The sequence below is a fragment of the Acetobacter fallax genome (assembly GCF_011516735.1).
Taxonomy (GTDB): Bacteria; Pseudomonadota; Alphaproteobacteria; order Acetobacterales; family Acetobacteraceae; genus Acetobacter; species Acetobacter fallax.
This window is the reverse complement of sequence record NZ_WOSX01000006.1, coordinates 114,408-128,483: the sequence shown is the minus strand read 5'-3', so window position 1 is coordinate 128,483 and position 14,076 is coordinate 114,408. Positions and strand designations below refer to the sequence as shown.

11 protein-coding genes are annotated in these 14,076 nt (G+C 55.5%); 6 read left to right on the top strand and 5 right to left on the bottom strand.

Annotated elements, in window-relative coordinates:
- Positions 1 to 229 precede the first annotated feature (229 nt).
- Both GOB85_RS05425 and GOB85_RS05420 read right to left on the bottom strand, forming a co-directional pair.
- Positions 230 to 1,375 (bottom strand): GNAT family N-acetyltransferase, encoded by a 1,146-nt coding sequence (locus GOB85_RS05425; RefSeq protein ID WP_173576529.1) that lies wholly within the window; start codon positions 1,373 to 1,375, stop codon positions 230 to 232.
- Entirely contained in the window at positions 1,375 to 1,839 is a 465-nt protein-coding gene (locus GOB85_RS05420) for a RidA family protein (RefSeq protein WP_173576530.1), read from the bottom strand. The genes GOB85_RS05425 and GOB85_RS05420 overlap by 1 nt, the downstream gene beginning before the upstream one ends.
- A gap of 784 nt (positions 1,840 to 2,623) precedes the next feature.
- Here GOB85_RS05420 and GOB85_RS05415 point away from each other — a divergent pair.
- Complete coding sequence (locus GOB85_RS05415) at positions 2,624 to 5,035, top strand: TonB-dependent siderophore receptor (RefSeq protein ID WP_173576531.1); 2,412 nt, start codon at positions 2,624 to 2,626, stop codon at positions 5,033 to 5,035.
- 514 nt (positions 5,036 to 5,549) lie between these two features.
- Here GOB85_RS05415 and ada read toward each other — a convergent pair.
- Together ada and GOB85_RS05405 are read right to left on the bottom strand one after the other, a co-directional pair.
- Positions 5,550 to 6,629, bottom strand: a complete 1,080-nt coding sequence (gene ada, locus GOB85_RS05410) for a bifunctional DNA-binding transcriptional regulator/O6-methylguanine-DNA methyltransferase Ada (protein WP_173576532.1) — start codon at positions 6,627 to 6,629, stop codon at positions 5,550 to 5,552.
- Positions 6,630 to 6,645: 16 nt separating this feature from the next.
- Positions 6,646 to 6,834 (bottom strand): DUF1203 domain-containing protein, encoded by a 189-nt coding sequence (locus tag GOB85_RS05405; protein ID WP_173576533.1) that lies wholly within the window; start codon positions 6,832 to 6,834, stop codon positions 6,646 to 6,648.
- Between the two features lie 105 nt (positions 6,835 to 6,939).
- Here GOB85_RS05405 and GOB85_RS19570 point away from each other — a divergent pair, with 105 nt between their 5' ends.
- Complete coding sequence (locus GOB85_RS19570) at positions 6,940 to 7,062, top strand: hypothetical protein (protein ID WP_277875855.1); 123 nt, start codon at positions 6,940 to 6,942, stop codon at positions 7,060 to 7,062.
- Positions 7,063 to 7,350: 288 nt separating this feature from the next.
- Here GOB85_RS19570 and GOB85_RS05395 read toward each other — a convergent pair whose 3' ends face one another.
- Positions 7,351 to 7,749, bottom strand: coding sequence for a MerR family transcriptional regulator (locus GOB85_RS05395; RefSeq protein ID WP_003618791.1), 399 nt, complete (start codon positions 7,747 to 7,749; stop codon positions 7,351 to 7,353).
- A gap of 73 nt (positions 7,750 to 7,822) precedes the next feature.
- Between GOB85_RS05395 and GOB85_RS05390 the strand changes: the two genes are divergently transcribed.
- From GOB85_RS05390 to GOB85_RS05375, 4 genes are read left to right on the top strand one after another with little or no spacing between them, the layout of a single operon-like run.
- The gene (locus tag GOB85_RS05390) at positions 7,823 to 8,473 is read left to right on the top strand and encodes a cation transporter (protein WP_010516881.1); all 651 of its coding nucleotides are present in this window, start codon (positions 7,823 to 7,825) and stop codon (positions 8,471 to 8,473) included.
- Entirely contained in the window at positions 8,466 to 9,908 is a 1,443-nt protein-coding gene (locus GOB85_RS05385) for a TolC family protein (RefSeq protein ID WP_019088956.1), read from the top strand. The genes GOB85_RS05390 and GOB85_RS05385 overlap by 8 nt, the downstream gene beginning before the upstream one ends.
- Positions 9,905 to 10,939 carry an efflux RND transporter periplasmic adaptor subunit gene (locus GOB85_RS05380; RefSeq protein WP_034932598.1) on the top strand — a complete coding sequence of 345 codons (1,035 nt, stop codon included), beginning with the start codon at positions 9,905 to 9,907 and terminating at the stop codon, positions 10,937 to 10,939. The genes GOB85_RS05385 and GOB85_RS05380 overlap by 4 nt, the downstream gene beginning before the upstream one ends.
- Positions 10,939 to 14,073, top strand: a complete 3,135-nt coding sequence (locus GOB85_RS05375; protein WP_019092215.1) for an efflux RND transporter permease subunit — start codon at positions 10,939 to 10,941, stop codon at positions 14,071 to 14,073. The genes GOB85_RS05380 and GOB85_RS05375 overlap by 1 nt, the downstream gene beginning before the upstream one ends.
- Positions 14,074 to 14,076: the final 3 nt, after the last annotated feature.

Sequence of the window (14,076 nt, the reverse complement as noted above, 5' to 3'; positions counted from 1 at the left end):
TGGAAACCATTTTATTATGAATCAATCGGGGTGCAGGGGCCGTCGTGCGCAGCACGCCTTCGCGTGACGGTCCCTGCCGGGTCCGGGCAGAGCCCGGATTCTGCTAACCCTTTGAAAAACCAAAGATCAACACGTAACGCGAACAGAGCCTTTGCCGGGTTACAGGGCAGAGCCCTCCCGGTCCTGCGCCAGCCAGCCTCACGCAGGTCAGAGGCCAGACCCTTCGGTATCAGTTCTCCTGCCGGTAGGGTGAAAAGGTGAGCAGGGCCTCGGCTTCCGCCATGATCGCGGGTCTTTCCTGATCGAGAAAGTCCGATACGGCATCACGCAGGCCGACGTTTCTGATCAGATGGGCCGAGAATGTCAGAGCGGGCAGATAGCCGCGCTGGATCTTGTGTTCGCCCTGTGCGCCTGCCTCCACGCGGGCGAGACCATGTTCGATGGCGAAGTCGATGGCACGGTAGTAGCAGAGTTCAAAATGCAGGAATGGCCAGTCTCCGACGCAGCCCCAGTTTCTGCCATAGAGGGTGTCGCGCCCGAGAAGATTGAGGGCGCCGGCAACGGGCTTGTTGTCGTGCTCGGCGATCATGAGGACGACTTTGTCGCCAAGCCGCTCTGACAGCAGCGAGAAGAAGCGACGTGTGAGGTAAGCCTGGCCCCATTTCCGGTCTACCGTGGCGTGATAGAAGACGAAAAAGGCATCCCACAGGGCTTCCGTGATTTCGCTGCCCCGGAAGGTGCGGAAGACGAGGCCGCAACTGTTGGCATCGCGGCGTTCCCGGCGGAGCGCCTTGCGTTTACGGGAGGAGAGCGCCTCAAGAAACGCATCGAAGCTGTCATAACCGCGATTGTGCCAGTGGTACTGCATGCCGAGGCGCTTCAGCCAGCCCTGGGCGGCGAGGCAGTCATAATCTTCGGTATTGCAGAAGGTGACATGCGTGGAAGACAGGTCGAGTTCGTCGCAGACCTGGGCCAGTGCCTGAGCGAGGATGTCCCGTGTTCCGGCGGGGGCATCGGGACGGACCAGAAGCCGGGCGCCCGGGGCCGGCGAGAACGGCACGGCGACCTGTAACTTGGGATAATAGGCGCCGCCTGCGTTCTCGAAGGCTCGCGCCCAGGCGTGATCGAAGACGTATTCGCCGTACGAATGTGATTTCAGGTAAGCCGGAGCGACGGCGATGATGCGGCCGGCGTCATCACGCAGCACGACATACTGAGGCAGCCAGCCGGTTCGGGGGGTAGCTGAGCCGCTATCCTCGACGGCGGAAAGGAAGGCGTGGCTGGTGAACGGATTATCGTCCCCCGCGCAGGCATCCCAGTCCTGAACCGGGATGTCAGCGATTTTCGCGTGGAGAGAGACAGTGCGGCCGGACATCAGCCGATCTCGAAGAGTCCTTCGACTTCCACCGGCGCATCGAGCGGAAGCGAGGGCACGCCGACGGTTGAGCGGGCGTGACGTCCGGCATCACCGAAGACATCCACGGCCAGATCCGACGCGCCGTTCATGACGGTGGCATGGGCCGTGAATTCCGGCGTGCAGGCGATGAAACCACCCAGACGGACGACGCGCGTGACCTTTGAGAGGTCACCCACGGCGGTTTTCAACTGCGCGATGAGGTTGATGAGGCAGAAGCGGGCGGCTTCCGTGCCGAGATCCAGCGAAACCGCATCACCGAGTTTACCGGTTGCGAGCAGTTTGCCGTCCTTCAGGGGAAGCTGGCCGGAAATGACGATGAGCGAGCCGGAGCGGGTCCACGGGAGGTAGTTGGCGACGGGAGTTGCCGGCGTCGGCAGGGTGATCCCGAGGGCAGCGAGGCGGGATTCCGGAGTTTCGGACATCGGTCGATCCTTGGCAGGTCAGCAGAGTGAAGGCCGCAGCCTGCCTCCCGCGTCATTCGGGGGCAAGTCCGGATTTGTTTTTTGTCGGGGCGGGGGCGTGTACGGAGATGGCGGGGCTTCCTGTCGGATGTGGGTTCTGGCTGGCAGGAAAGCTGTCTCTGTCTGCGGGGCGCGAGGTTTTTCTTTGGGCGTGGGTATTGGATGATTTCGGGGACGGTTCGGGCGTGTGGGTGGATTCCGGAATGTTATGGACGTTTCCGGTTCGGAGGTGGAACGGATTGGCGTAAGTGGGGACGGGGTGAGCAAGGGGTTTTTAAAAACCATACTGGCTGGCGGCTTTGGCCGGGGAAAGCGGAAGGTCGCTTCTGAGCGGTGTCAGTCTGGTAATACCGGAAGGTCCGGCCTTTGACCTGTGTGAGACTGGCCAGGGCAGGACTCTGCCCTGGAACCCGGCAAAGGCTCGCCTTTGCAAACCGTTTTATGATCAGCAGGCCGGATGCTCTCATCGACAGGTCAGTCTTCACAGCCTCCGGTATAACTGACCCGGGAGCATGGCGGTCGCGCGCTGGCGTTTGCTTTGCGGATCTCTGCTGACTGTTACGCAAAACGATTTGCTTTGCGTCCTTCATCAGTGGCTCAGCGCAACTGTATTATTCTGGCATCACTCTGTGATTATATTCATCCATATACAGGTTTATGCACGGAGATATATAGACAGCCCCATATCCGGCACGGCAGAAGGGCACCTCCTGTTCTTTATTCATATCGCGGGCCTGCCTGATCTATGCACGATCGTTTTCATACCTTTTTCATCACCGGAACGTTTGGCGCCCTCCTGCTGACAACCTCGGCGCTGGCCGCAACGCCTGCCCCTGCACAGCAGGGCGCGACCGGCAGACAGGCCGCCGTAAAAACGTCCGCTGCCAGAACATCGGGCACCAGGACATCAGCAACGAAAACACCAGTCACCAGAACGCCAGTCATCAAAACACAGGCCACCATGGCCCCTATTGCCGGGATACTGGATGGTTCCAATGGCGAAACGGTGACCGTTCACGGCCATCATGCCGCGGATGGCACGGGCGCCAAATATATGAACAAGATTGTCTATCTTGGACCGCTTGGTAATCGGGACACGCTGGATACGCCTTATTCCATCATGGGCGTGCCGCATGACGTTGTGGTCAATCAGCAGATTCGCAATCTCAATGACCTGGCGCAGTATCTGCCTTCCGTGCAGCTTGAAGTGCGCGGCGACCCCAATACGGCCCGCCCGCAGTCACGCGGGTTCGAGGCCGACGTGGTGGCCAACTCCCGCCTGGACGGGCTGAACGTGGTGTCCACCACCCCTTACCCGGCTGAATGGGTCGATAACCTTCAGGTTTTCAATGGTCTGGCCGCGGCGATGTATGGCCCCGAAAACCCGGCAGGTGTTTTTGAATATACGCTCAAGCGACCGACCGACAGGCGGACCGAACGGCTTTCAGTCGGCGTGGATTCCATCGGCACCCCCACGGTCAATGGCGATATTTCCGGTCGTCTGGGCAGAAACAGGTGGTTTGGCTACCGTCTGAACATGCTGCATGCCGATGGCACGGCCTATACGCAGGGAAGTTCGATACGCCGCGAAATGGTCAGTGGTGATTTTGATTTCCATCTCGACGACAAGACGGTGATCGAAGTTGATGCCAGTCATTATACATATGACCAGCGCGGCACGGCACCTGCCTTTGGTATTCTGGCGACCGGGGTCGGGGGGAGCAGATTACCCGAAGCACCGGATCTGAGCAGGCGTCTGGCTCCTGACTGGAGCGGCTACAATATGGAAACCAATACTTTCCTTGCCAAGATCAAACACCAGATCAACAAGGACTGGAGTTTTACGCTGGGCGGGCTGTATCAGGACGCCGCGAGGCAGTCCTTTGGTGTCGCCGATACGTTGTGCGACGGCAGCAAAACCTGTTCCGGACTGCGCGGCAGCGACGGATGGTACAGTTCAAAAGCAACAGCAACAACGACCGCGGATGATTTCCGCGTTGGCAGTAACATGGCTTATTTCAACGGTCGTGTTTACACCGGGCCGGTCAGGCATGACCTCGTCATCGGCACCAACGGTTACATGATGGGAAATTATAATCCGACAGCGGCTGTAACGAGCGCGCAAAACCTGGGAACTTACAACCTTTACGGTTCCTCACCGTCCGGCGGGACACAGCCTTATTATCGCGGGCGTTATAAATCCAGCAGTGTGACCAGTCAGTCCTTTATTGTGGGCGACACGCTGAAACTGAACAAACACTGGTCGATCATGGGCACGCTTGCCTGGAGCTGGATCAATCAGGAGGGCGCTCTCAATGCCACCAGCCCGCTGAGAAAAACCTTTGACACCTCTGCGGCTTTCAGTCCGACAGCCAGCGTGATGTACAAGCCGACCGACAATCAGACCATCTATTTCACCTATGGCCGGTCGGTTGAAGCTGGTCCTGTTACGCCCAACAGCGCAAGTTATACCAATACGAACATTGCGCTGCCTATTGCACACTCCGTGGAATATGAAGTTGGCTATAAACTGCGTTATCAGAAAATGCAGTTTAACGTTGCAGGTTTCCGGATGACCTCGCCTTATGCAATGTATGTTGCCGCCGCCGACCCGACAGGCTGCGCAGCCAAAGTCAACTGTCAGACTTACCAGTATGGTGGAACGCAGCGCAATTACGGTGTGGAAGCCCAGATTTCGGGCGAAGTGCTGCCTAACCTGTCTGTTCTTGCCGGTATGACCTGGCTGGATGCAGAACTGGTCAATGCGGCTTCATCTTCTCTCAACAAAAAGGAGATTGTTGGCGCGGCTCCTTTGCAGGCCAGCATGTTACTGGACTACCGTCTGCCGGCTTCGTTTGGCACCTTCGCGTCTCACTGGGCTTTCAATGCGGGCGTCCATTATATGGGCAACCGCGCGGCCAATGTCACCAATACCCTGCATACCGGATCGTATACGACGCTGGAACTGGGCACACGGTATGCCTTCAATGTTGCCCGCTTTCCGTGGGTCGTTCGTTTCGGCGTCAGCAACGTTACGAACGAGCGTTACTGGGCGTCGGTTTATACCGGTGCGCCCAGTGGCACATCGGGCGCGGCATCGAGCCTGTATGCGGGATTGCCACGGGTTTATCACTTTACCTTATCGGCGGAGTTCTGATGGCTTTTCGCGGGTATGACGGCTGACAGAACAGGAGGCTTGTCACGGTCTGTGATGAGCCGGTGGCCGTCTGATCAATAGCTGCGATGCTGTCTGTTTTTATCCTTCTTCGGTAAAGATGTTTAAGTATTTACCAGGTTTTGAACGGCTCTGTTCGTGTTACGTGTGATCTTTGATTTTTCACAAGAGCGGGCTCTGCCCGCGCCCGGAAGGGGTCGCGGACCCCTTCACCCCAATCTGTTGATCGATAAGCCGGTTTTCAAAGGTCTGCGACCTTTGGTGGGTTCCGGGGCAACGCCCTGAGAACGTGCCAGCACCTGACGACAACAGAGCCTTTGGTAACCATTGTATAGCCTTTGACCTGTGTGAGACCGGGAGATGCGGGACTGGCAGGGCTCTGCCCTGGCACCCGGCAAAGGCTCGCCTTTGCAAACCGTTTTACTGATCGACAGACCGGGGTGCAGGGGGCCGCGATCTCTTCCGGGTTTGGGCTGACTGCGTGCCATCTGTTCAATCATGCGAGTTGCTCCGCTTCCCGGTCGAGAAGCGCGCGCTTGCGCTCCACGCCCCAGCGATAACCAGAGAGCGCCCCATCGTTTCGGACGACCCTGTGGCACGGAATGGCGACTGCCAGTGCGTTCGCGCCGCAGGCACGCGCTACGGCACGAACCGCTTCCGGAGCGCCGATCGCCCGGGCAATTTCAGCATAACTGGCGGTTGATCCTGCCGGCAGCCTGGTAAGCGCCTGCCAGACTCGCTGCTGGAAAGCGGTGCCGCGCACATCAAGCGGCAGATCAAGCCCGAGCCGGGGCGCCTCGACAAAACCAATGACCTTCGCGACGACGGTCTCGAAATCGGGGTCGGCACCGACCAGTGTCGCCCTGGGAAACCGGTCCTGAAGGTCACGTGCCAGCGCGTCCGGATCGTCACCCATCAGGATCGCGCAGACACCTGTTTCACTGGCCGCGACCAGAATGGGACCGAGAGAACACTCCCCGATCGCGAAGCGGATCACCGCATCTGATCCGCCATTGCGGTAGCTGGCGGGCTTCATCCCGAGGATCGCATCAGCGCACTCGTAGAAGCGGCTGGCCGCCCCGAACCCGGCGTCGTAGATGGCGTCTGTCACCCGCTCTGTCTGAGTGAGGCTGTCCCTTATCCGTCTCGCGCGATGCGCGGTCGCATATCCCCGAGGCGTCAGGCCCGTGACGGCCCTGAACACACGATGAAAGTGATGCGGACTCAGGCCGGAGGCATGTGCCAGTTCGGTCAGGTTCGGTGCGTTCTCCGCTGCTTCAATCTTACGACAGGCGTTTGCGACGAGGGTGGCGCGCTGCTGATCGGGCGACCGCTCGTCGGGTTTGCACCGCCTGCACGGTCTGAAGCCGGCTGCTTCCGCATCTGCGATGCTCTTGTGGAATCGCACATTTTTCGGGTTGGGGAGGCGCGCGGCACAGCCAGGCCGGCAATATACGCCTGTTGTTTGCACTGAATAACAGAAGGTGCCGTCAGCGGTGCGGTCACGCGTCATCACCGCCTGCCAGCGCGGATCGTCTTCGATCAGACTGGCTGCATCCAAAGCTATGATGGTCATCTGTCCTCCCGGCCAGTCAGGCTCGAACGATATGGGCAGCGTAGCAACCCCGCTTTGCATAATGGGTGTGCAGATGGACTATGTCGGGGCTGGTGAAGAAACGCCCCATCAGAGAGACGAGGTCTGCGCCATCCGCGAGATCGGCATCGGACAGGCCGATAAGATGTCTGAACTCGTTCGGATCAAGACCCTGAATACGGAACATGATGACCCTCCCTTTTGCCGGGGTCTTCTCTGACACACTCTTACGACCCCGGCGTCCCGAATCCTGTGATCAAATCGGTTGCCGGAAACGTCCGCTTTCAGGAATATGAGCACGCTGTATCCCGAACCAGGAATGGCGCGGGTCGATCATCACTACATTTTCTGCCTGCCGCGTGAGAGCGGGCCAGCGTTGGTCGTCGCCATCCTGCACGAGCGCATGATCTTCTGACCTCCGCTTTCGGGAATGCAGATTGCGGGGCTCTGCGTCCGAAATGAAGGCGGCTACGGCCTGTCTGTTTCAGATCCATTGAGCAGACAGGCAGCTAAGGGGGGGGAAGCCGAATGTCTGCTTCAGAACTGGCCTGATCATAAACTGCCACCATGGGAGCACGTATAGTCCTTGAATTTTCCATGAGGATTTTTCAGATTCTGACACGTGAGGATGAGGCCGCATAACTATTTCGGGTAATCTTCCGTCAAATGCAGAATCGACTGGCTGCGAAAAAAGTCAGGAGAACTAATTATCAAACGGAGAAAGTGCTTCAATAATTCGGCATTCTGAAATATTACCTCCCCCGCATGATTCTATCATCGTAGAAAGTTCATGGCGCAATGCGATGAGATCCGCAATTTTGCGCTCAATTTCTGCCATATGGTCACGAGCAATTCTATCAACTGTCTTACAATCCTGGGTTCCCTGATCCGTTAGGGATAATAGAGCTCTTACCTGGTCTAATGAAAAACCCAGATCCCGAGATCGACGAATAAAAGACAGTCTCGCGAGTGCCTCATCATCATAAGTGCGATAATTGCCATCGGTCCGCTGTGGCGGAGCCAGAAGACCGATCCGTTCGTAATAGCGGATCGTCTCGACTTTGGTATTCGTCGCCTTCCCCAAGGCACCAATCGATCGCATTCCCTGCCTCTTGACCCTGTAGTTGCTACAGGGAGCATACATTAAAACAGATGATTCGTCAGGGAGGCGCTGGATGGCAGGAGGATGCTGTGGTGGATGCACAGATACGCCGCTACCAATCAATAAATCATGGCGGAGAGCGCTCCTGATCGCGCTTTTTCTCAATGCCAGCATGTTTGCCGTTGAAGCTGGGGCTGGCGTGTCGGTTGGATCTGCATCCGTACAGGCGGACGCGATTGATTTCCTTGGCGACAGCGCCAACTACGCAATAAGCCTCAGTGTTGCCGGAATGGCATTGCGATGGCGAGCTGGCGCGGCCTTTCTGAAAGGCCTGACCCTGTTCATGGCTGGGCTATGGGTAATGGCCAATGCTGGGTGGATAGTAATGAACAGCAACCATCCGCCTCACCCAGACGCAATGGGCGGCATTGGTCTGCTTGCCCTCGCGGTCAATCTGGCCTGTGCCCTCATATTATGGACACACCGGAAAGGTGATGCCAACCGCCGTTCTGTATGGATCTGCTCTCGTAATGATGCGATCGGAAATGTTGCCGTTGTGCTGGCAGCTCTGGGCGTGTTTGGCACTCGTTCTGCGTGGCCGGATATTGCGGTAGCTGCCATCCTTGCGATGCTTGGTATTAGTGGAGGTGTGCAGATTATGCGACAATCGAGAGTAGAACTAACAGATAACAAATCAGATATATCACGACATATCAATGTATAAATCATATAATACTCTAGAATATATTAAGCAGGTAAGGAGACGCACACGCTATAATGCGGCATTCATTCTCCTGATTTTTCCCCTGCTCTGTGGCTGTACAAATAGTGATCACTCAAATATTTCGCCGGAATCAGATGTCCAGAAATTTTCCAGCCGTCAATTTACGGATGCCGGATTGCAAGAATTCATTACAAAAGTTCTCGGACCAAACGTATCGAGTCAGGAAAACGCATGGGGCATCACTCGCCTGACGCTTGCTACCTTGTATTTTCATCCCGATATCCTTGTAGCTAAAGCTGAACTGGAAACGGCTCGCGCTGGAATCAAGACAGCCGGTCAACTGCCCAATCCCAGTTTCACGGTGCTGGGTGGCCCATCGGCTCATTACGTCGGCTACGGCGCGTCAATACTGATCGAATTTTTCGGCAGGCGTTATCACCGTATCAAAGAAGCCAGATATCGGGCTGCCGTCGCGCAATGGGAAGTCATCAATACTGCATGGAAACTACGCAGCGACACGCGGTCTGCTCTTCTCGGCGTCTGGGCTGTATCCGGGCGCCTCAAGCTTGTGGAAGAGACTGCGGCAGCTAAACGCGAACTCTTTACCCTGGAACAGGCACGTTTTGATCAGGGGCGAGCATCCGCTCTCGAAATATCGCAGGTACGGACGGAAATGATCCATGCCGAGTTGTCTGTCAGTGATCTGCGGCGCGAGTATGCCGTCCGTAAGGCAGCTCTGGCAGGAGCAATCGGGGTTCCTGCCGAAGCACTTGATTCCATTGCTCTTGATACAAAAGCATTTGATGTCTGTCCCGACCTCATGGAATACCGCGATTCACAGGACATGAGATACCAAGCCGTAATGCAACGCGCGGATCTGCGGGAACTTCTTGCGTCTTATGACGCCGCCCGACAGGCTCTACGGGTCGAAGTTTCCCGACGCTATCCCGATGTCACCATCAGTCCCGCCTATAACTGGGATATTTCAAATCGCTTTGAGGTAAATCCCTCTCTGCAAATTCCGATTTTCAATCAGAACGAAGGCCCCATAGCTGAAGCTGTTGGGCAGGAGCATGAGGCGGCGGCTCGTCTCCGGCGTGCAGAGAACACGGTGTTTAAGTCCATCTCGCAGGCTACGGCCAATTACCGCGGCACGACATCAATTCTGCTACAGGCGGATGAACTTGCCAAAACCGTACGGGTAAGGCTGAACCAGATGCAGCACCGCCTTCAGTCAGGCGCAATCGACCGACCAACGATGGTTATGACTCATATAGAGCAGATTCAAGCAGAGACCGCTCTTCTTGAAGCAGAAATTCAGCAACGGCAAGCCATAGGTCAGATCGAAGATGGCATGCAGCAGCCCATTTTTGATCACACCAGTGCCGCGCAGGTTTCCGGCCTGCTTGAAAATAACCAAAGGAACTCACCATGAAAGCGAGGGCCTTCTGGCTGCCTCTTGTAGGTCTTTCTGTCTTCCTAGTTCTAAACGTGGCGGACATTGCTATTGCAGATGATGATGATCCACCAGTTTCGGTTCTTGGCGAAGAGGCGACCGTGACGGTCTCCCCGGAAGCAGTTACGAAGAGTGGCATCGCTTCTGCACGACCCAGCATCGTGCCTTGGAGAAAGTTGGTTCCCGCCTATGGTTACGTTCTGAACGCAACACAACTTATCACTCTTGTTAGTGATTATGCTGACATGAAAGCGCGGCTGGAGAGCATGCAGGCACAGCAGACGCTTGCCCGTGCGAAACTCGATCGTGACAAAGGACTGTATCGCGACCGGCAGAATATCTCTCAGGAACAATTCCAGGAGACAACAGCCAGATTTCAGTCCAACTCAGCTATGGTAAAAGCAGAACAGGTCCGGGTGAATAACGCACTTAATATTATCAGACAGCAATTTGGTTCGGTCATATCTGACGCTACCGAAAAAAATACAATTTTCATTACACAGTTACTTCAACAACAAGTGGTCTTGGTCAAGGTGACCCTTCCACCAGATACGGATCTACCAACCCCACCAAGTCAGGCGGATGTGACCGATTATGGAAACACGGGTGGACACGGGACAATGCTCCACTATTTGTCTCCTGTAACCATGACCGATCCTGCTATTCAGGGGCGTAGCTTTTTCTATTTTGCGTCGGCTGAAAGTCAGCTTGTCGCGGGCATGAATGTTTCCGTTCTCCTGCCTACCGAAGAGGAACGTCCCGGTATCCGGATACCTGCATCAGCTATTATCTGGCTGCAAGGTAAGTCGTGGATATACCGTGATAACGGACACGGAAAATTTACACGCCTACCCCTTACGACCGACGTGCCGGACCGAGAAGGTGGCTACCTGATCCAAGATACTCCAGGACAAATCACACACGAAACGCAAATCGTCGTAGAGGGTACGCAATTACTTCTGTCTGAAGAATTCCGAGCTCAGCTTGAATCAGGAGACGATGACGACTGATGACGGGACGTTCTTTCAGCCTTCAGGCAGCTATTATCGGGTTTTCGATCCGCTTCCGGGGCGTGGTTATCGCAACCGCATGTCTGTTGTTCTTCTATGGCCTGTATGGCTTGAGACATGCCAGCTATGATGTGTTTCCGGAATTCATTCCGCCACGGGTCACGATCCAGACCGAAGCCGCTGGTTTTACGCCGGAACAGGTCGAAACATTGGTTAGTCGCCCAATGGAAATTGCCCTGACCGGCCTCCCGGGTATTCAGCGCGTGCAATCGACTTCGATTCAGGGACTGTCAGTCGTCAACGTCCTGTTTGCGACATCGACCGATATTTATCGCGCCCGGCAACTGGTCGGGGAACAAATGAATGTTGTTGCACAGCAATTGCCAGCCGGTGTTCATGCTCCGACTATGACGCCACTGACCTCATCCGCCGGTCTGGTACTGGTGATTGGTCTGACGTCGGAACAACAGTCCCTCATGCAGTTGCGCACGCTTACTGACTGGTCATTAAGGCCGCGTCTGCTGGCGTTGCCTGGTGTGGCTGGAGTCAGTGTGTTTGGCGGGGAGCGTCGGTCACTCCAGATACAGGTACATCCAGACCAACTCATCTTGCATCATATCGGACTTGATGACGTCCTTGCGGCTGCCCAGGAAGCAACTGGCATACAGGGGGCCGGCTTTATTGATACCCCGAACCAAAGAGTCGTTCTTCAGTCTGACGGTCAGGCCCTGACGCCAGAAAGTCTGGCCCGCACTGTGATTGTCCGCTCTGATAATGGTGCTGTCACACTGGGCAGTATTGCCACTGTAACTGAAGCCCCTATTCCCGCCTTCGGCGCGGCCAGTATCGAGGGAAAGACAGGCATTGTGGTTAATATATGGGAACAGTACGGTGCCAATACGATGGCTGTGACCCGGGAAATCGAGGCGGCACTTACCGATTTCCGCCCGCAATTGCAGGGACAGGGGATTACATTGCATGCTGACCTGTTCCGACCCGCCAATTTCATTACGACCGCATTGGGGAATGCCACACGAGCATTGCTTCTGGGCGGTTTTCTGGTGGTTGCCGTAATCTTTCTTTTCCTTTTTGACCTGCGAACCGCTGCAATCTGTTGCGCCACCATACCTTTGGCTATTCTGATAGCCCTGTCGTTGCTGGAGACACTCGGGGTTACTTTGAATGCCATGACCCTGGGGGGGCTTGCTATCGCCATCGGCGAGGTCGTGGATGACGCCGTGATCGGGGTCGAAAATGTTACACGCCGATTGCGTGAAAACCGGCTTCTGGTCCAGCCCGCATCTACAGCGCGCGTCGTACTCGATGCATGCGTTGAAGTCCGCAGTGCAGTGGTTTACGCGACCTTTGCTGTCATTATCGTTTTCTTGCCTGTCATCGCCCTTCCCGGACTTTCGGGACGACTGTTTGCTCCACTGGCAACAGCTTATGTTCTTGCGGTCATGGCTTCTCTTGCCGCTGCTGTAACCGTTGTACCTGCACTCTGCGCATGGCTCTTGGCGACGCCTGGAGAAACCCGGAGAGAGCCCCCCCTGGCAGGATGGACCGCCAGAGCTTATGAACGTCTTCTGGCCAGATTAATGCGCCATCCCCGATTTGTTATAGGCGGGATGATCCTGACCACCTTGATAGGGTTTGCGGCCCTTCCATTCCTTGAAAGCGATTTCATTCCTGATTTCAAGGAAGGTCACCTTATCATTCATATGACGGCTGCTCCGGGGACTTCCCTGGAACAGTCTCTGAAATTAGGTAGACAGGTTACAGAAAAACTTCGTCAGCTTCCCGAAATCCGTTCGGTTGCTCAGAGAGTCGGACGCGCCTCGCTGGATGAGGACACGTATGGACCACATACCAGCGAGTTTGAGGTTGATTTGAATCAGGTGGATGGGAAGGCTTCCCGACAGATTGATGCCCGCGTTCGCAAAGCGCTTGACGGGTTCGTTGGGGCCAGTTTTTCTGTCAGTAGTTTTTTGACGATGCGCGTAAACGAAACCCTTTCTGGTTCGTCTTCGGCTGTGGCAATCAATATTATTGGCGATGATCTGGATGTATTGGATATCCAGGCAAATAATATTGTCCGCATGTTGCATCAGATACATGGCGCAACAGATGTCCGGATAGAAGCACCCCCTGGTGTTCCGGAACTTGCTATTCGGCTACGCCCTGCTGATCTGGAGCGCTGGGGGCTTCGGTCGGCGGATGTACTCCGATCCATCCATACAGCCTGGCAGGGTGAAACCGTGGGGCAGATATACGAGCGTTCTGCGGCTTTTAATGTTATGGTTCGTCTTGATGACGCAAGTCGTAATGATGTTGCGTCTGTCGGCTTCCTGCCACTGCATACTGTTCACGGAAACTACGTACCACTCCGCGCTGTCGCAGACATATATGAGACGAACGGTCGCTATCAGGTGTCACATCTGGGAGCACAGAGAACACAGACTGTCACCGCAAATGTTACAGGACGATCAGCTCAATCTTTCGTTCAGGACGCACGCACGGCTATAGCAAAAAATATCAAACTGCCTCTTGGAACCTACGTTCAGTTTACATCCGCAGCGGAAGCTGAATCACAATCACGCAAGGAACTGTTTATAAATTCCGGGCTCGCTGCCATAGCGGTCATGATTCTGCTCTCAATAATCACACAAGGATGGCGCAATCTCGCTCTGATACTCGTCAATCTTCCCTTCGCATTTGTCGGCGGCATTCTGGCAATCATTGTTTCCGGCACAACGCTAACTCTTGGGGCAACAGTCGGCTTCGTTACTCTATTCGGGATTACGCTTCGGAATTCGGTGATGATGATTTCGCATTTTGAGACTTTGGTCGAGCGGGAACATCTCACATGGGGAGTAACAACAGCGCTCCGGGGGGCCAGAGACCGCGTCGTCCCCGTACTCATGACATCGCTCGTTACGGCGCTTGGACTGGCGCCTCTGGCTGTTGATATGAATGCGCCTGGGCGGGAAATCGAAGGACCTATGGCAGCTGTCATTCTTGGAGGGCTCATGACATCAATGATACTTAACCTGTTTGTTTTGCCTATTCTTGCTGTCAAATTTGGTAGTTTTTCTGAAAACGAAACGGGAGTTCCGGAAACCTTGTTCAAGTGACAG